Below are 16,397 nucleotides of genomic sequence, written 5' to 3' on the forward strand. Positions count from 1 at the left end.
TCCTCCTCGCTACTGGGAATGATTCTCACTTCCAGTATGGCCCAAGCGGGCGCTGTTCTGCGAGCAGGGTCAGGCGAGGTCGGCGACCAGCGGCGTCCACAGGTCCAGGGACGACGGGTAGGAGGCGTACACGCTGAACCGGTCGACCAGGCCGTCGAAGCGCTCCCGCACCCGCGCGCCCAGCTCCTCCGGGGCGCCCACCACCGCGAACGCCTCGAGGACGTCGTCGCCGACCAGGTCGCGCATCGCCGTCCACTTGTCCTCCCGCCGGCTGACCGACAGCGCGTGCAGCTCCTCGCCGAGCGCGTCCCAGCCGTGCAGCTCGAGCACCGGCCGGTAGGCCGGGGTGCTGCCGTAGAACGCGATGGTGGCCTTCACCGCCCTGGCCGCCTCGGCCAGCTCCTGCTCGGTGCGGCCGCTGACGACCAGGCCCGGCAGGCTCACCGTCACGTCCGCGCGGGTGCGGCCGGCGGCGGACAGGCCGCTCTCCAGCGCCGGCAGCGTGCGCTCACGCAGGTAGCGGGCGGTGGTGAAGCCGTGCACGAACAGGCCGTCGGCCACCTCGCCCACGAGCCGGGTCATCGCCGGGCCCACGGCGGCGAGGTGCACCGGCGGCGCGCCCCACTCGTGCGCCGGCGGCGAGAACATCGGCGTCATCAGGGTGTGCCGGTAGAACTCCCCCTCGAAGCGCAACGGGACGCCGTCCTGCCACGCGCTCCAGATGGCCCGCAGCGCGCCGACGTACTCGCGCATCCGGGCCACCGGCCGCCCCCACGGCATGGAGTAGCGCCGTTCGATGTGCGGCTTGATCTGCGTGCCGAGGCCGAGGACGAACCGGCCGCGCGTGTAGCGCTGCAGGTCGTGCGCCGTCTGCGCGACGGTCATCGGGGAGCGGGCGAACGCGACGGCGATCGCGGTGCCGATGGTCACGCGGCTGGTCGCCGCGCCCGCCGAGTGCAGCAGGAGGAACGGGTCGTGGTCCACCTCCGAGGCCCAGACGCCGGCGTAGCCGCGTTCCTCCAGCTCGCGGGCGGTGGCGGGCACGTCGTCGATCCCGGTGGACAGCAGGGCGGCGTCGAGGAGCACGGCTTGCCAGCCTGCCCGACCGGCGCTGCGCTGACCAGCGCGGGACCGGTGCGTCCGCTCCGCAGGCGGTTGTGGCCGGGAGCACAGCCGTGATGGGCTGCCGTCGTGACCGATCTCGGCGCCGAACTCCGCACGGCCGCGCGGCAGACCCCGGACCGTGTCTTCCTGGTCGGCGACGGGGACCCGGTGACCTTCGGCGACCTCGACGCGCGGGCAGACCGGTGCGCGGCGGGGCTGGCCGCCCGCGGCATCGTTCCCGGTGACCGGGTCGCCGTCGCCGGGCTGAACACCGTCGACTGGCTGGCCCTCTTCTTCGGGGTTACCCGGCTCGGCGCCGCGGTCGTCACGCTGAACGTGCGCTACCGGGAGACCGAGCTGGAGTACATGCTCGGCCACTCCGGCGCCCGGGTGGTCGTGACGCCCGCCCATCTCGGAGGTTTCGACTACCGCGCGATGTACGCGGCGCTGCGGTCCCGGCTGCCCGCGCTGGAGTCCGTGGTCTGGTTCGGCGAGGACGGCCCCGAGGGCTTCGCCGCCCTGCTGGCCTCGTCCGGCGGGGCCCAGGACGGACCGGTGGACGCCGGCACACCGGCCGTCGTCCTCTACACGTCCGGCACCACGGGGCGCCCCAAGGGCGCCGTGCTGACCCACGGCAGTCTGCTCGCCTCGGCACGCGGTCAGCAGGAACGCCAGGCCACCGGACCCGACGACGTGCTGGTGGCCACACTGCCGTTCAACCACGTCGGCGGGCTCACCTGCACGGTGCTGCACTCGCTGGTCTCGCGCGCGCGGGTCGCGCTGATCCCGGCGTTCTCCCCGAGCGCCGCCCTCGCCGCCGGGGCGCGGCACGGCGTCACGATCCTGGCCGGCGTCCCGACCATGTACGTGCTCATGCTGGCCGAGCTGGCGAAGACCGGCCATGACCTGTCCACCGTGCGCATCGCCGTGGCCGGCGGCTCGAATGTCGACCCGCCGCTGGCCCGCGCGATGGGGCAGGCCTTCCCGGGCGCGCTCGTGCAGAACCTCTACGGGCTCTCCGAGACGTCGGGCGCCTGCGTGATGAGCGCGTCCGACGACGACCTGGGCACCGTCTGCCAGACGCTCGGCACGCCGCTGACGGGGGTGGAGGTGCGGGTGGTCGACCCCGCCACGGGCGCCGAGGTCCCCGACGGCCAGGACGGCGAGCTGCAGGTGCGCGGCGACTGCGTCGCGGCCGGCTACTGGGAGATGCCCGCCGAGACGGCCGAGGCGTTCCGCGACGGCTGGCTGGCCACCGGCGACATGGTCACCCGCCGACCCGACGGCCACCTGGTGTTGCGGGGGCGGCGCAAGGAGATGTTCCTGCAGGGTGGGTTCAACGTGTACCCGGTCGAGGTCGAGAACGTCCTGGCCGCTCACCCGGGCGTCGCGCTCGCCGCGGGCATCGGCGTCCCGGACGCCGTCCTGGGCGAGGTGGGGCTGTACTTCGTCGTGCCGGCCGACCCGGCGTCCCCGCCCACGGCCGAGGAGCTCACCGCCTGGTGCCGGGAACGGCTGGCCGACTACAAGGTGCCCCGCCGGTTCGAGATCCGCGCCGAGCTGCCGACCACCCCCGCCGGGAAGATCGCCAAAGCTCAGCTCCGGCAGGAGGTCGTGCCCGCGTGACCCTGGACTTCGACGAGGGCGACGAGCTGCGCGCGCTGCGGGCGGCGGTCGCCGACCTGGGCGCCCGGTACGGCCAGGCGTACTTCCTCGAGCAGGCGCGGTCGGGCGGGCGCACCGACGCGCTGTGGGCCGAGGCGGGCAAGGCCGGCTTCCTCGGCGTCAACCTGCCCGAGGAGTACGGCGGCGGGGGCGGCGGGCTGGTGGAGCTCTCGCTGGTGCTCGAGGAGCTCGGCGCGGCCGGCTGCCCGCTGCTGATGATGGTCGTGTCGCCGGCGATCTGCGGGACGGTCATCGCCCGCTACGGCACGCCGGCGCAGCAGGAGCGCTGGCTCCCCGGGCTGGCCGACGGCTCGCGCACCATGGCCTTCGCCATCACCGAGCCCGACGCCGGCTCGAACTCGCACCGGATCACCACCGTGGCCCGCGAGGACGGCGACGGCTGGGTGCTCTCGGGCCGCAAGGTGTGGATCAGCGGCGTCGACCAGGCCGACGCGGTGCTCGTGGTCGGCCGGCTCGCGGGCGGGCCGCCGGGGACACTGCGGCCGGCGCTGTTCGTCGTCCCCACCGGTGCGCCCGGGCTGACCGCGCACCCGATCCCCATGGAGATCGTCAGCCCGGAGAAGCAGTTCTCGCTCTTCCTGGACGACGTCCGGTTGCCGGCCGATGCGCTGGTCGGCCACCCGGACCAGGGCATCGCGCAGCTGTTCGCCGGGCTGAACCCCGAGCGGGTCATGGCGGCGGCGTACTCGCTCGGCGTCGCCCGGCTGGCGCTGCAGAAGGCGACGTCCTACGCCCGCGAGCGGCAGGTGTGGGGAACGCCGATCGGCGCGCACCAGGGGCTGGCCCATCCGCTGGCCGCCTGCCAGGTGGAGATCGAGCTGGCGCGGCTGATGACGCAGAAGGCGGCCTGGCTGATCGACACCGGCCGGGACGCCGGCAGCGCCGCCAACAGCGCGAAGTACGCCGCCGCCGAGGCCGCGGCGCGCACCGTCGATCAGGCGATCCAGACCCACGGCGGCAACGGCCTGTCCCAGGAGTACGGCGTGGCGGCGCTGCTGGCGATGTCCCGCGTCAGCCGGATCGCCCCGGTCAGCCGGGAGATGATCCTCAGCTTCGTGGCCCAGCACGACCTGCAGCTCCCCCGCTCCTACTGACGCGCTCTATCGCGATCAAGCACCCGTCGGAGAAGCGGGCCGCGCATGGGTGGAGCCGGCCTGATCAGGCGTTGTCGGGGGTGTCCGCGCCGCCGCCGAGCTCCGAGTCCCCCATGACGCGGCCCTCCGCGGGCTCCTCGGTGTGCGGTGTCCGCTGGTCGACGGTGCGGCCGGGGGCCTCGTCGCCCTCGGCCGGCTCGCTCGTGTGCGGCGTGCGGTCCGGGTCGGTCATGGCGGCTCCTCCTCGCGCGGACGTCGTCGTCGGCAGCCCTGTGCCCGCCCCCGACCTCGCGAAACGGCGCTCAGCGCACCTCGACGGCGGCCGGCACGCGGTCCAGCGCCGCGCGGACGGTTTCGTCGTCGGGCAGCGCGCCGCGGGCGCCCTCCGCGGTGGTCGACAGGGCGGCCGCGGCGACGGCGTAGCGCACCGCCTCGGGCAGTCGTGACCCGGTGGCGAGCGCGGCGGCCAGCGCGCCGCAGAAGCAGTCACCGGCCCCGGTGGTGTCCACGGGCGTCACCGGCGGCGGGGCCTGCAGCAGCGCCGGGCCGGTGCCGTCCGGGACGACGAGCGCTCCGCGAGCGCCGAGGGTGACCACCACGGCGGACGACGCCACCGACCGGGCCAGCCGCGCCAGCTCGGCCGGCGCCCGCTCGCCGGGGGCGGCCCCGGCCAGCGCGGCGAGCTCGTGCTCGTTGGGCACGAGCACGTCCACCCGCTCCAGCAGCTCCCGCGGCAGCTCGCGCGGCGGCGCCGGGGTGAGGACGACGGTGCCGGTCGCCACCCCGGCCGCGGCCTGCACCGTCGCCAGCGGGACCTCCAGCTGCAGCAGGACGACGTCGGCGCGGCGGACCGGCTCGGCCACGGCGTCCTCCGGCGTCAGCGCCGCGTTGGCGCCGGGGACGACGACGATGAGGTTCTCGCCGGTGCCCTGCTCGACCGGGATCGTGGCGCTGCCCGTGGGCACCCCGGGTGTGCGGTGCACCCGGCTGACGTCGACCCGGGCCTCGGCGAGGGCGGCCAGCTGCCGGGTCCCGGCCGGGTCGTCGCCCACGCGGCCGATCATGTGCACGTCCGGCGCCAGCCGGCCGGCGGCCGCGGCCTGGTTGGCGCCCTTGCCGCCCGGCGCGAGCGTCGTCCCCTCGCCGATCACCGTCTCGCCGCGGCCGGGCAGCCGGTGCACACGCACGAGGACGTCCTCGTTCAGGCTGCCGACGACGGTGACGGACACGCGGGACCTCCGGAGGATGCGCGGACGGGCCCGGTCATCCTTCCTCCTCGCCGCTGCCGGGCACCGCGCCGGCGCCGTTGCGGCGGAAGCGGATCGGCAGCACGTACCACGTCAGCACGCCCACCGCCGCGGTCAGGCCGCCGCCGGCCAGGCCGGCCCAGCGGCCGAGGACGACGTCGAGCACCAGGAGCACGCCGCTGCTGATCGCCAGCACGAGCAGCCCGAGACCCAGCAGGAGCAGCAGGTCGGCGACGGCCACGAGCACGGCCTTCTGCCGGCGGCGGAACACCATCCGGTGGAACGAGACCGGCGCGATGAGCAGCACCGTCGCCAGCGCCGTCGACAGCAGGGTGAGCGTGTAGACGGCGACCTGGAAGCCGTCGAGGTCGGTGAAGCGCTGGGTGAAGGCCAGCCCCAGCAGGAAGGCGAAGAGCACCTGCACGCCGGTGATCGCGACCCGCAGCTCCTGCAGCAGCTCGGCGAGGTTGCGGTCGAGGACCTGGTCCAGCGTCTCGCCGCGCGAGCGGGCGCTGAGCTCGGCCGCCGCGACGTCGTACCGGCCCGGCGACCTGCCCGACCGTTTCCATGGCACCCTCCGCAGGTACCCGGTCCGCGGCGGAGGCGACACCCCGGAGGTGCCATGGCCCGGAACGGACCGCGCCTGGTGCGGAACGATCCCGCCCAGTACGACGAGCTGGCCGACGAGTGGTGGCGCCCGGACGGCGGCTTCGCGGCCCTGCACTGGCTGGCCGCCTCCCGGGCCGAGCACATCCCGCCGGCGCCGCGGCCCGGGGCGCTGCTGGTCGACCTGGCCTGCGGCGGTGGGCTGATGGCGCCGCACGCCGCCCGGCTGGGCTACCGGCACGTGGGGGTGGACATCGGGCAGCGCGGGCTCGAGATCGCCCGCGCGCACGGCGTCCTGCCGGTCCGCGGGTCGGTTCTCGCCGTGCCGCTGGCCGACGGGTGCGCGGACGTCGTCGTCGCGGGCGAGGTGCTCGAGCACGTGGCGGACGACGTCGCGGTGCTCGCCGAGTGCGCGCGGCTGCTGCGGCCCGGCGGCACGCTGGTCCTCGACGCCCTGGCCGACACCGCGCTGTCCCGGCTGGTGATGGTGCGGATCCTCGAGCACGTGCCCGGTGGGCCGCCCCCGGGGCTGCACGACCCCGCGCTGTTCGTCGACCGCCGGCGGCTGCTCGCGGCCGCCGACCGGCAGGGGCTCGACCTCCGGCTGGTCGGGCTGCGACCGTCGATGCGGGAGGCTATCGCCTGGAAGCTCGGCCGGCGGGACATGGTCCGGATGAAGCCGATCCGGTCGACGGCGGTCGTCTTCGCAGGTTACGGCCGCAGGCGGTGACGCCGGAGCCCACGTACCGTCGGGGAATGCGGCGGGAGCAGCGGTGAACGCGGCGGTGCTGACCGGCGCGGGCTCGGCCCTGCCGGCGACCCTCGAGCAGGACGCCATGTGGGATGGCTTCTTCGCCCGGCACTACGACGGCGTCCGCGCGGCCCGGCGGATCTTCGCCTCGTCCGGGGTGCGCACCCGGCACGCGGTCGCCAATCCGATGGACGAGGACCTCAGCGGCTGGAGCACCGGCGCGCGGATGCTCCGCTACGTCGAGGAGGCGCTGCCCCTGGGCAAGCAGGCGGTCGCCGGGGCGCTCGACGCGGCGGGCCTGGCACCGGGGGACGTCGGCCTGTTCGCCGTCGCCACCTGCACCGGGTACGCCACCCCGGGGCTGGACATCCGGCTGGCCAGCGACCTGGGCATGCCCGCGGGGCTGCAGCGGCTGCTGGTCGGGCACATGGGCTGCTACGCGGCGCTGCCCGGGCTCGCGGCCGCCGGTGACTTCGTCGCCGCCCGCGGCCGGCCCGCGGTGCTGCTGTGCTGCGAGCTGACCAGCCTGCACGTCCAGCCGGCGCAGGCCGACCTGGAGCAGGTCGTCGCGCACGCGCTGTTCTCCGACGCCGCGGCCGCCGTCGTCCTCGAGCCTGGGGCGGGACGCGGGCGGCGGCTGGCGGGGATCGTCGCCCGCACCGACCCGTCGACGGCCGACCACATGACCTGGGACGTCACCGACCTGGGCTTCCGCATGGGGCTCTCGCCGCGGGTGCCCGAGGTGCTCGGCCGGCACGTCGGTGACGTCGTCGACGAGCTGCTCACCGGCGCGGGCCTGCGGGTCGAGGACATCGCCGGCTGGGCGGTGCACCCGGGCGGGCCGCGGATCCTCGACGTCGTCCGCGACGAGCTGGGCCTGGCCGAGGCCGCGCTGGCGGCCTCCCGCCGGGTGCTGGCCGAGCACGGCAACTGCTCGTCGGCCACCGTGCTCCTGGTGCTCGAGGAGCTCGCCGGCGTGGACGGCCCCGTGGTGGCCATGGCCTTCGGCCCAGGTCTCACCCTGTACGCGGCCCTGCTCCTGCCCGCCTGAGCCGCGGGCGAAATGCCGCCTCCGTCCGCCCCGGAGCCCTAGGCTTGAACCCTGCAGTTCCGGCTCGTCCGGAGGGAGGCACGCGTGCAACGGGGCACGTCGCGGGTCCGAGTCTTCCTGGTGGACGACCACGAGATCGTCCGGCGCGGGGTGGCCGAGGTGCTCGAGGAGGATCCCGGGATCCTCGTCGCCGGTGAGGCCGGGTCGGTCGCGGAGGCACTGGCCCGCGTGCCCGCCGTCCGCCCCGACGTCGTGGTCGTGGACATGCGGCTGCCCGACGGCAACGGCGCTGAGGTCTGCCGGCTGCTGCGCGCCCGCGTGCCCGGGCTGCGCACGCTCGTGCTCACCAGCTACGCCGACGAGGACGCGGTGGCCGCCGCCATGCGCGCCGGCGCCTCGGGCTACCTGCTCAAGCAGGTGCGCGGGCCGGCCCTGGTGTCCGCCGTCCGGACGATCGCCGAGGGCGGGAGCCTGTTCGACGCCGAGGCGGTCGGCGCCCGCGTGCCGCCGCCCCGCCGGCCGGCCACCGGGGACAGCCGGCTGGCACAGCTGACCGACCAGGAGCGCACCGTCCTGAGGCTGATCGGCGAGGGGCTGACCAACCGCCAGATCGGCGCTCGCATGGGGCTGGCGGAGAAGACGGTCAAGAACTACACCAGCCACCTGCTCGCCAAGCTCGGCCTGGAGCGGCGCACCCAGGCGGCGATCCTCGCGACCGAGCTGCGCGACCGGTCGACCGGCTGAGTCACCGGACGGGGCGCGGGACCGTCCACCGCGCCTCGGTCCCCGCCGGGCCGGAGGAGAGGGCCAGCCGGCCGCCGCGCCGCTCCGCGCGGTCGGCGAGGTTGGCCAGGCCGCTGCGGGCATGCACCTCGGGCAGGCCGACGCCGTCGTCGGTGACGACGACCCGCAGCTCGTCGTCCACCTCGACACCGACGGCCACGCGGGTGGCGCGCGCGTGCCGGACGACGTTGGTCAGCAGCTCCCGGACCACGGCCACCAGGTCGGGGACCAGCTCGCGGGGCAGCTCGTCCAGCGCGCCGCGCAGCCGCAGGTCACGGCGCAGCCGGTTCCCCTCGGTGATCGTGCGGACCAGCTCGGAGAGCTGGCCGCGGACCGACGCGGCCGCGACGTCGTTCTCGTGCAGCTCGAAGATCGCCGCCCGGATCTCGGCGATCGTCGCCTCGAGCTCGTCGACGCTGCGGCCCAGCCGGGAGGCGACGCTCGGCTCGTCGTCCTTGAGCGAGCGGCTGAGCCGGTCCAGCGACAGGACCGTGGCGAAGATCCGCTGGACGACGTGGTCGTGCAGGTCGCGGGCGATCCGGTCCCGGTCGGCCTGCACCTGCAGCCGGCGCTCGCGGCGCTGGCTGCGGGCCAGCGCCACAGCCAGGGCGGTCTGGGCGGCGAAGCTGGAGAGCGGCGCCAGGTGCTCCTCGTCGAACTGCTCGCGGCCCCGCGTCCGCATCGCCACGATCATGCCCATCGAGGGGCGCTGGCCGAAGGGCACCATCAGGCCGGGGCCGAAGGTGTCGGTGATCTCCACGGCGACGGCGGCGTGCCGGCCCACCACCGGATCGGCGCTGACGTCCTCGATGAGCTCGGGCACCCCGGAGCGGTGCACCTGCCCGACGTGGGTGGCCGTCAGCGGGATGCGCACCCCCTCGGCGTCGGCCGCGCTCTCGCCCACGGCGGCGGCGATGGTCAGGCAGCTGTCGTCGTCCGGGGTGGGGACGAGCACGCCGGTCAGGTCGGCTCCGGTGAGCTCGGCGACCTTGACGACGACGTCGTGCAGGACGTCGTCCGGGTCCGCGCCCGAGAGCAGCGCGGTGGCGACCTCGCTGCCGGCCTGCAGCCAGGTCCGGGCCTTCTCGGCGCGCTCGGCCAGCCGGGCGTTGCCGACGGCGAACCCGGCCACCGCTGCCAGCGCCTGCACCACCTCGACGTCGGCCGGGGTGAACGGTTCCCCGCTGCGCTTCTGGGTGAGGTAGAGGTTGCCGAAGACGGCGCCGGCGACGTGGACCGGGACCACCAGGAAGGGGTTGCGGGCGGGGTGGCCCGGCAGGAAGCCCAGGGACGACGGGTCGCGGTCGAAGTCGGCCCAGCTCAGGATCTGCGGCTCGTCCACCAGCAGCCGGATCAGCTGACCGGTCGGCAGGTTGCTGATCCGGTCGACCTCCGCCGGGTCGGCGCCGACGACCACCAGCCGGTCGAGGCGGCGGCCGTCCGCGGTGAGCACGCCGAGGGCGCCGTACATGGCGTCGACGTGGTCGACGGCGGCCTGCACCACGTCGTGCAGCGTCGTCTCCAGGTGACCGGCCGCCGCGGACGCCAGCACGGCGGCGGGCAGCACCGGCGGCTCGCCGTCCGGGGCGGAGGCCTGGGCGTCGGGCGGGGGCACGGCCCGACGGTAGGAGACCCTGGCGTTCCCGGGAAGCGGGATGCGGGCGTCGCCGCCGTTCAGGCGCCCCTGGCCAGTCGCCGGCCGGGGTGCCGTGGGACGGCGCGGTGCAGCAGCGTCTTGCTCTCCGGGCTGACGACGACCAGGTCGGCGCCGTGCGCCGCGGCCGTCAGGGCCTCGAAGACGGCGCGGTCGAGCACCGAGATGCGGGCCCGGCCCTGTACGCCGGTCTCGGCGATGGCGCGCAGCACCTGTGCCTCGACCCGCTCCAGGAGGGCGGCGTGGTCCCGGCGGGTGGGGCGGGCGCCCAGCGACGCGTCGGCCGGGTCGTCGAGCACGCTGACCGCCACCACCGTCCCCTCCCGGCGGGCCGCCTCGCGCAGGGCCCAGACCAGGGCGCCCTGGCTGGCCGGCGAGCCGTCCACCTCGACGAGCAGTCGGGGGGTCTGGCGGCGGGGGAGCAGCGGGGAGAGCCGGCGCGGCTCGACGCCGCGTCCGGTGGACGGGGGAGCGGGGATCCGGTCGCCGCGCGGTGCGTCGGCGGGCGTGGCAGGGTCGGAGGGCGCGGTCGGAGGCTGTTCGCGATCGTGCGACAGCGGACGGTCCTCGCTCATGAGTCGATCGTTCCGGGCGGGCTGCACCGTTGACAGGGACCAAGGGCCTGCGGGCGCATCGCGCACAGCCAGCGGAACAGTTCCGACCCCTATCCCGGGCGTGCCATGACGTGGTGTAGCTCACGTCACACGCACGGTTGCTGGTCCTCGGGGCATTCGTCAGCACACCTGGACTCACCGCCGGCGCCCGACGGCGGGACGCAGCAGTCGTCCCCCCGCCACGCCGCGCGGCCCTCCCTGACGGCCACGGCGGCGATGACGAGGGCGGCGATCGGGTCTGCCCAGTCCCAGCCCACGGTGGCGTTGAGGACCAGGCCGACGAGCAGGACGGCGGACAGGTAGGTGCACAGGAGGGTCTGCGTGCTGTCGGCCACGACGGCTCCCGAGCCGAGGGCCCGGCCGGTCCGGCGCTGCGCCCAGGAGAGGACCGGCATGACCACCAGAGAGGCGACGGCCAGGCCGATCCCGACCGGGGACGGGGCCGGCTCCCCGCCGGAGAACAGGTTCCGAGCCGACTCGAGGGTGACGTAGCCGGCGAGGGCGAAGAACGACAGCGCCATCAGGCGCAGTGCCTGCCGCTCGCGGCTCTCGGGCAGGCGGTGGCGGAACTGCCACAGGACGATCAGGCCGCTGGAGACCTCGACCAGGGAGTCCAGCCCGAACCCGACGAGCGCCACCGATCCGGCGACGATCCCGGCGGACACCGCGACGGCGGCCTCGACGACGTTGTAGGCGACCGACGCACCCGCCAGCAGTTGCGCCCGGCGGCCGAGGCGCTGCCGGTCCGCTGCGGTGAGCGTCGCCATACGGCTATTCGACCGTGCGCACCGGTCCGAGAGAAGAGCGGGTGAGGGGAATCGAACCCCCACTGTCAGCTTGGGAAGCTGATGTTCTGCCATTGAACTACACCCGCGGGTACCGCCGAGCCTACCTGGCGGCACCCCGGCCGCGGCACCCACCCGGCGCCGCGGACCGCAATGCACCGGGCGGCACAGGGGACGTCGGACCCTTCTGTGCCGCCCGGTGCGGCGACGACCGCCCGTCAGATCGCGACGCCGGTGCAGGAGACCGAGCAGTCCATCGACCAGATGGCCGACAGCCCCGCGAACCGCGTCGAGCGGACCAGCCGCTCGCCGTGGGGGCCGCGGCGCTCGACCGGCGCGACGGCCGCGTCGTCGGAGCCGTCCCCGGCACCGGCCGAACCGCCGTCCCCGCTGCCGCCCGAGCCGCCGGCGCCCGGATCGGTCGAGCCGCCGGTCCCGGCGCCGGGGGTGCCGCCGGACGTCGCCGGGCCGTCCGAGCCCGCGCCACCGGAGCCGCCCGCGCCCAGGCCCTCGACGTACTCGAGGGCACCGGAGAGCACCGTGCTGCGCCCGTCGGGGGCGAACACCGCGACGTCGTAGGTGCCGGCGACCCGCGCCGGGACGAGGAACGCCACCTCGGTCGCCGACCAGCGGACCACCGTGGCCGCGGCCGTCGACCCGATGCGGACCCGCGGCCGGTCGGGCAGCGCCTCACCGGTGACGGTCACCAGGGTGCCGCCCGCCGTGCCGACCCGGGCGGGGCTCAGCGAGGTGATCCGGAAGTCGCCCACGGCGGGGAAGTCGATGGTGCCGCCCTCCGCGGGAACGTCGCCGGGAGCCGTGGAGCCGCCGTCGCCCGAGCCGGAGGAGCCGGAAGACCCGCCGCTGCCGGACCCGGAGGAGCCGGAGGCGCCGCTGCCGGTGCCGTCCGTGGACGACCCGCCCGACCCGCCGGAGCCGGAGGACGAACCGCCGGGGGTGGTCACCTCGGGCATGTCCGCGTCGTCGCCGCTGGGCACCTCCGGGACCGAACCGGCCCCGTCGCCGGAGGGACTGTCACCGGCGTCCGGCGTGCTGCCGCTGCCGTCGCTGCCGGGCGAGCTGCTCCCCGGGTCGGACCCGGACGAGCCGGAGGAGCCGGACCCGGACGAGCCGGAGGAGCCGGAACCCGAGGAGCCCGAGCCGGCCGAGCCGGAGCCGGAGGAGCCCGAGCCGGCCGAACCCGAACCGCCCGGCGTCCCGGCGTCGCCGCCCGCGGCCGCGCCGACCAGCAGCGGAGCGGCGTAGGCGCGGCCCAGCGGCTCACCTTCGAGGAACAGCTGCGCGGTGAGGACGTAGCGGCCGTCCCCGAGCTCCATCGACGGCGCGAGCTCGAGGGTGCCCAGCGACGGGCGGGCGCCCAGGTCGAAGCGCGCCGTCCCCTCGTCGTCGGTCAGGGCGGTGGTCCCGCCGAGGGCGACCCCGATGTCGGCGAGCGCGAAGACCTCGCCGGCGTACTCCATGCCGAGGCCGAGCTCGACCGAGTAGCTGCCGGCGGCGTCCGGACCGGTCGCCGTGACGTGCGGCGCCACCACACCGGCGGCCGAGGTCATCGAGGTGAACGTGTAGCGGACCTGCTCCGCGGCGCTGTCCCCGAGGTGGGACAGCGACAGCCGGCCGCCGGTCACCGACTTCCCGACGAACGCGGGCACCGGGTCGACGTCGGCCAGCAGCCGGGCGCGCAGGTCGGTCGCGGTCGCCGACGGGTCCACCGCGTGGTAGAGCGCCAGCGCGGCCGCCACCTGCGGGGCGGCGATCGAGGTGCCGTCGATCAGGCGGTAGCCGCCGTCGTTCCAGGTGGAGAAGACCAGCGTGCCCGGGGCGAAGAGGTCGACCGAGTTCGCGCCGTAGGCCGAGAAGCTGCTCACGGTGTCGGCGGCGGTGGCGGCGCCGACGGTGATGAGATTGGGGTCGGTCAGGCTGGCCGGGTACAGGATCGAGGTGTCGCGGTTGAGCGAGTCGTTGCCCGCCGCGGCCACGACCAGCACGCCCTTGGACGCCGCGTAGGCGATGGCGGACTTCAGCGCGTCCAGCGCGCTGCCGCTGAACGAGCCGCCCCAGGACGCGTTGACCACCGAGGCCCCGTGGTCGGCGGCGTACCGGATGGCCTCGGCGCCCAGCAGGACGTCGACGCTCTCCCCGCCGCCGATGACCAGCGGCATGATCTGCACGTCCGGCGCGACGCCGGCCGAGCCCTCGCCGTTGCCGGCCCGGGCGGCCAGGACGCCCGCGACGCTCGTGCCGTGCGTCCCGTGGCTGCCGTTGTCGACGTCGGGCGAGTTCGTGGTGAAGTTCCAGCCGTGGCAGTCGCCGGCCTTGCCGTTGCCGTCGGTGTCCGCGCCGCCGCAGGACTCGGCCGGGTTGGTCCACAGCGCGCCCCGCAGGTCGGGGTGGTCGGAGTCGTAGCCGGTGTCCACTACGGCGACGATCACCGGGTCGCCCGTGCTGGTCGGCCAGCCGTCCGGCGCGTCGGTGTCGGCGTCGGCCTTGGCGGTCTGCTGGTAGGCGTTCGACCCGGTGTTGTCGAGGTTCCAGCCGTAGTTCGGCCAGTACGGGTCGCTCACCGTGCCCATCACCGGCACGGACGGCGACACCTCGACGGCGACGACCCCCGGCAGGCCCTGCAGGTCCGCCGGGGTCAGGCCCTCCGTGGCCACGAGCGAGCGGCCGTCCGTCAGCCGCTGCGTGCTGACGACGCCGGGCAGCCCGCCCAGCGCCGCGGCGGCCTCGGCCGACGCGGTGACGGCGTAGCGGGTCAGACCGTCGCCGGGGCCGTAGTCGTCCGCGACGGCGACCGAGGGCAGCGCCAGCGCCGAGAACGTCGCCGCACCGGCGTACCCCGCCACCGCGGCCGCCACGAGGACGGCGGCCTTCGCACGCGTGCCGAACATCGAGCTCCCCTCCGGACGCGCGCCGTCCCCGGTCGGTCCGGGGCCGGCCCTCCTGCGTCCGGGCGCAGGCAGGCGTCGTCCCGGTCGCAACGGCAGGAGCGGAACGGGGATTGAGGAGGTTCGCCCGTTCTGGTGACCCCCGCGGCGGACGGGCGTTCGCGACCGCCATGACAGACTCCGCGCCATGCTGCTGTCCGACCGCGACCTCACCGCCGCGATCGCCGAGGGCCGGCTCGGCATCGATCCCTACGACAAGGCGATGGTGCAGCCGTCGAGCATCGACGTCCGGCTCGACCGCTTCTTCCGGGTGTTCAACAACGCCCGCTACACCCACATCGACCCGGCCCAGCAGCAGGACGACCTGACCACGCTGGTCGAGCCCGACGGCGACGAGCCCTTCGTCCTGCACCCCGGCGAGTTCGTGCTCGGCTCGACGCTCGAGGTCATCTCCGTGCCCGACGACCTGGCAGCGAGGCTCGAAGGAAAATCGAGTCTAGGGCGTCTCGGATTGCTCACCCACTCCACCGCGGGGTTCGTGGACCCGGGCTTCTCGGGGCACATCACGCTGGAGCTGTCCAACGTGGCGAACCTGCCGATCACGCTGTGGCCGGGCATGAAGATCGGCCAGCTCTGCCTGTTCCGGCTGACCACGCCGGCCGAGCACCCGTACGGCTCGGCGGTCTACGGCTCCCGCTACCAGGACCAGCGGGGGCCGACGCCGTCGCGCTCGTTCCGCAACTTCACCCGCGCCGAGACGCGTCGTCCCTGACGTGCACCGCCACCGGCGGTTCGGCGCCGGCCACCTCGACGACGTCCTCGGCGCGCCCGGGGCGTGACCAGCCCGGGACGGACCGTTCGACCTCGTCGTCGACGTAGCGCTGCCGCGTGACCATCCAGCCGGTGACCGACAGGGCGACGACGCCGGCCAGCACCAGCACGAACATGCCGGTGTAGCCGCCCGTGACCCCGCGCAGGACGCCGACCAGCAGCGGCCCGCCGGCGGCGAGCAGGTAGCCCCACCCCTGGACGGCGGTGGACAGCGCCGCCGTCGTCTCCGGCGTGCGGGCCCGCAGCCCGAGCAGCGCGAGCACCAGGGGGAAGGTGCCCATGCCGAGCGAGAGCAGCACCATCCACAGCCACGGCACGGTGCGCGGCGCGGCCCAGAGCCCGGCCCAGCCCGCGACGTAGCAGGCCATGAAGAGGGCCAGCAGCGGCCGCTGCAGTCGCGGGCGCACCGTCAGCACGGGGACGACGGCGTTGACCGGGATGACCACCACGGAGTTGACGCCCAGCAGCAGCCCGGCGGCAGCGCCCGAGAGCCCCGAGTCGCGCAGGTACTGCGCCGTCCAGCCGATGATCACGTAGGCCTCCAGGGCCTGGACGCCGAAGAAGACGGCCAGCGCCAGGGCCAGCGGGCTGCGCAGCAGCGGGCGGATCCGCACGGCGGCGGAGGCGGCGCGGGAGGCCCCCGGCCGCGCGGGCACGAACAGCCAGGGCAGCGCCGAGACGGCCGCCACGACGGCCCAGATCCCGATCGCCCACCGCCAGCCGTCGGGGCCGGAGGCGGTCACGATCAGCTGCGGGACGACGGCGGCGACCGCCGCGCCCAGGCTCATGGCCGTGCTGTAGGCGCCCACGAGCAGGCCGGTCCGGTGCGGGAAGTACCGCTTGACCAGGCTGGGCAGCAGCACGTTGCCCAGGGCGCCGCCGACCATGGCGATCACGGTGCCGACGAGGAAGAGCCAGAACGCGCCGGCGACCGAGCGCAGCACGAGGCCGGCCGCCATCGCGAGCAGCCCGCCGGCCAGGACGTGCGCGTCGCGGAAGCGCGCCGACAGGGGCGGGCCGGCGAAGCCCAGCGCGGCGAAGCAGAGCACCGGCATGGTCGTCACCAGCCCGGCGAGGCCGCTGGAGATGCCCAGCCCCTGCTCGAGCTCCTCGAGGACCGGGCCGACGCTGGTGACCGCCGTCCGCAGGTTGAGCGCGGTCAGCACGATCGCGACGGCGATGAGCAGTTGGCCCTTCCGGTGCCCTGCCCGGGCGGCGACGGACGGGGACGGGGCCGTGGTGCTCACTGCGTCGATTCTCCTCCGGCGCTCGCCGGCCGCCGGAG

15 protein-coding genes and 1 tRNA gene are annotated in these 16,397 nt (G+C 75.5%); 6 read left to right on the forward strand and 10 right to left on the reverse strand.

What is annotated here, in order from left to right:
• Positions 1-69 precede the first annotated feature (69 nt).
• Entirely contained in the window at positions 70-1,086 is a 1,017-nt protein-coding gene (locus ACWIYF_RS02420) for a TIGR03617 family F420-dependent LLM class oxidoreductase (protein WP_448626527.1), read from the reverse strand.
• A gap of 105 nt (positions 1,087-1,191) precedes the next feature.
• Between ACWIYF_RS02420 and ACWIYF_RS02425 the strand changes: the two genes are divergently transcribed.
• A complete protein-coding gene (locus ACWIYF_RS02425; protein ID WP_448626528.1) occupies positions 1,192-2,730 on the forward strand; it encodes a class I adenylate-forming enzyme family protein in 1,539 nt (512 codons plus the stop codon).
• On the forward strand, positions 2,727-3,884 hold the full coding sequence (locus tag ACWIYF_RS02430; RefSeq protein WP_448626529.1) for an acyl-CoA dehydrogenase family protein: 1,158 nt from the start codon (positions 2,727-2,729) through the stop codon (positions 3,882-3,884). Before ACWIYF_RS02425 ends, ACWIYF_RS02430 begins: the two co-directional genes overlap by 4 nt.
• A gap of 64 nt (positions 3,885-3,948) precedes the next feature.
• On the opposite strand, the gene ACWIYF_RS02435 is transcribed toward ACWIYF_RS02430, so the two are convergent.
• From ACWIYF_RS02435 to ACWIYF_RS02445, 3 genes are all read right to left on the reverse strand, one after another.
• Positions 3,949-4,116: a hypothetical protein gene (locus tag ACWIYF_RS02435; RefSeq protein ID WP_448626530.1), complete on the reverse strand. Its 168-nt coding sequence runs from the start codon at positions 4,114-4,116 to the stop codon at positions 3,949-3,951.
• Positions 4,117-4,186: 70 nt separating this feature from the next.
• Complete coding sequence (locus ACWIYF_RS02440; protein WP_448626531.1) at positions 4,187-5,113, reverse strand: ribokinase; 927 nt, start codon at positions 5,111-5,113, stop codon at positions 4,187-4,189.
• A gap of 34 nt (positions 5,114-5,147) precedes the next feature.
• Positions 5,148-5,705, reverse strand: coding sequence for a DUF6328 family protein (locus tag ACWIYF_RS02445; protein WP_448626532.1), 558 nt, complete (start codon positions 5,703-5,705; stop codon positions 5,148-5,150).
• 48 nt (positions 5,706-5,753) lie between these two features.
• Between ACWIYF_RS02445 and ACWIYF_RS02450 the strand changes: the two genes are divergently transcribed.
• From ACWIYF_RS02450 to ACWIYF_RS02460, 3 genes are all read left to right on the forward strand, one after another.
• Entirely contained in the window at positions 5,754-6,467 is a 714-nt protein-coding gene (locus tag ACWIYF_RS02450) for a methyltransferase domain-containing protein (RefSeq protein ID WP_448626533.1), read from the forward strand.
• Between the two features lie 43 nt (positions 6,468-6,510).
• Positions 6,511-7,539 (forward strand): type III polyketide synthase, encoded by a 1,029-nt coding sequence (locus ACWIYF_RS02455; protein ID WP_448626534.1) that lies wholly within the window; start codon positions 6,511-6,513, stop codon positions 7,537-7,539.
• A gap of 84 nt (positions 7,540-7,623) precedes the next feature.
• On the forward strand, positions 7,624-8,283 hold the full coding sequence (locus ACWIYF_RS02460) for a response regulator (RefSeq protein WP_448626535.1): 660 nt from the start codon (positions 7,624-7,626) through the stop codon (positions 8,281-8,283).
• Between the two features lies 1 nt (position 8,284).
• On the opposite strand, the gene ACWIYF_RS02465 is transcribed toward ACWIYF_RS02460, so the two are convergent.
• The 5 genes from ACWIYF_RS02465 to ACWIYF_RS02485 form a co-directional block, all read right to left on the reverse strand.
• The gene (locus ACWIYF_RS02465; RefSeq protein ID WP_448626536.1) at positions 8,285-9,937 is read right to left on the reverse strand and encodes a GAF domain-containing protein; all 1,653 of its coding nucleotides are present in this window, start codon (positions 9,935-9,937) and stop codon (positions 8,285-8,287) included.
• A gap of 59 nt (positions 9,938-9,996) precedes the next feature.
• A complete protein-coding gene (locus tag ACWIYF_RS02470) occupies positions 9,997-10,551 on the reverse strand; it encodes a universal stress protein (protein WP_448626537.1) in 555 nt (184 codons plus the stop codon).
• Between the two features lie 125 nt (positions 10,552-10,676).
• The gene (locus ACWIYF_RS02475) at positions 10,677-11,357 is read right to left on the reverse strand and encodes a cation diffusion facilitator family transporter (RefSeq protein WP_448626538.1); all 681 of its coding nucleotides are present in this window, start codon (positions 11,355-11,357) and stop codon (positions 10,677-10,679) included.
• Positions 11,358-11,393: 36 nt separating this feature from the next.
• Positions 11,394-11,464, reverse strand: a tRNA-Gly gene (locus ACWIYF_RS02480).
• Positions 11,465-11,593: 129 nt separating this feature from the next.
• Positions 11,594-14,284: a S8 family serine peptidase gene (locus tag ACWIYF_RS02485; RefSeq protein ID WP_448626539.1), complete on the reverse strand. Its 2,691-nt coding sequence runs from the start codon at positions 14,282-14,284 to the stop codon at positions 11,594-11,596.
• Between the two features lie 184 nt (positions 14,285-14,468).
• Between ACWIYF_RS02485 and dcd the strand changes: the two genes are divergently transcribed.
• Entirely contained in the window at positions 14,469-15,053 is a 585-nt protein-coding gene (dcd, locus tag ACWIYF_RS02490) for a dCTP deaminase (protein ID WP_448626540.1), read from the forward strand.
• On the opposite strand, the gene ACWIYF_RS02495 is transcribed toward dcd, so the two are convergent.
• Entirely contained in the window at positions 15,025-16,359 is a 1,335-nt protein-coding gene (locus tag ACWIYF_RS02495) for a CynX/NimT family MFS transporter (RefSeq protein WP_448626541.1), read from the reverse strand. The genes dcd and ACWIYF_RS02495 overlap by 29 nt on opposite strands.
• Between the last annotated feature and the right edge of the window lie 38 nt (positions 16,360-16,397).

Source organism: Geodermatophilus sp. URMC 64 (assembly GCF_053502555.1).

What these genes read in the sequence shown, in the direction of transcription:
- ACWIYF_RS02470 (WP_448626537.1), bottom strand. Translation starts at nt 10,551, where the DNA reads ATGAGCGAGGACCGTCCGCTGTCGCACGATCGCGAACAGCCTCCGACC.
- ACWIYF_RS02435 (WP_448626530.1), bottom strand. Translation starts at nt 4,116, where the DNA reads ATGACCGACCCGGACCGCACGCCGCACACGAGCGAGCCGGCCGAGGGC.
- ACWIYF_RS02485 (WP_448626539.1), bottom strand. Translation starts at nt 14,284, where the DNA reads ATGTTCGGCACGCGTGCGAAGGCCGCCGTCCTCGTGGCGGCCGCGGTG.
- dcd (WP_448626540.1), top strand. Translation starts at nt 14,469, where the DNA reads ATGCTGCTGTCCGACCGCGACCTCACCGCCGCGATCGCCGAGGGCCGG.
- ACWIYF_RS02450 (WP_448626533.1), top strand. Translation starts at nt 5,754, where the DNA reads ATGGCCCGGAACGGACCGCGCCTGGTGCGGAACGATCCCGCCCAGTAC.
- ACWIYF_RS02475 (WP_448626538.1), bottom strand. Translation starts at nt 11,357, where the DNA reads ATGGCGACGCTCACCGCAGCGGACCGGCAGCGCCTCGGCCGCCGGGCG.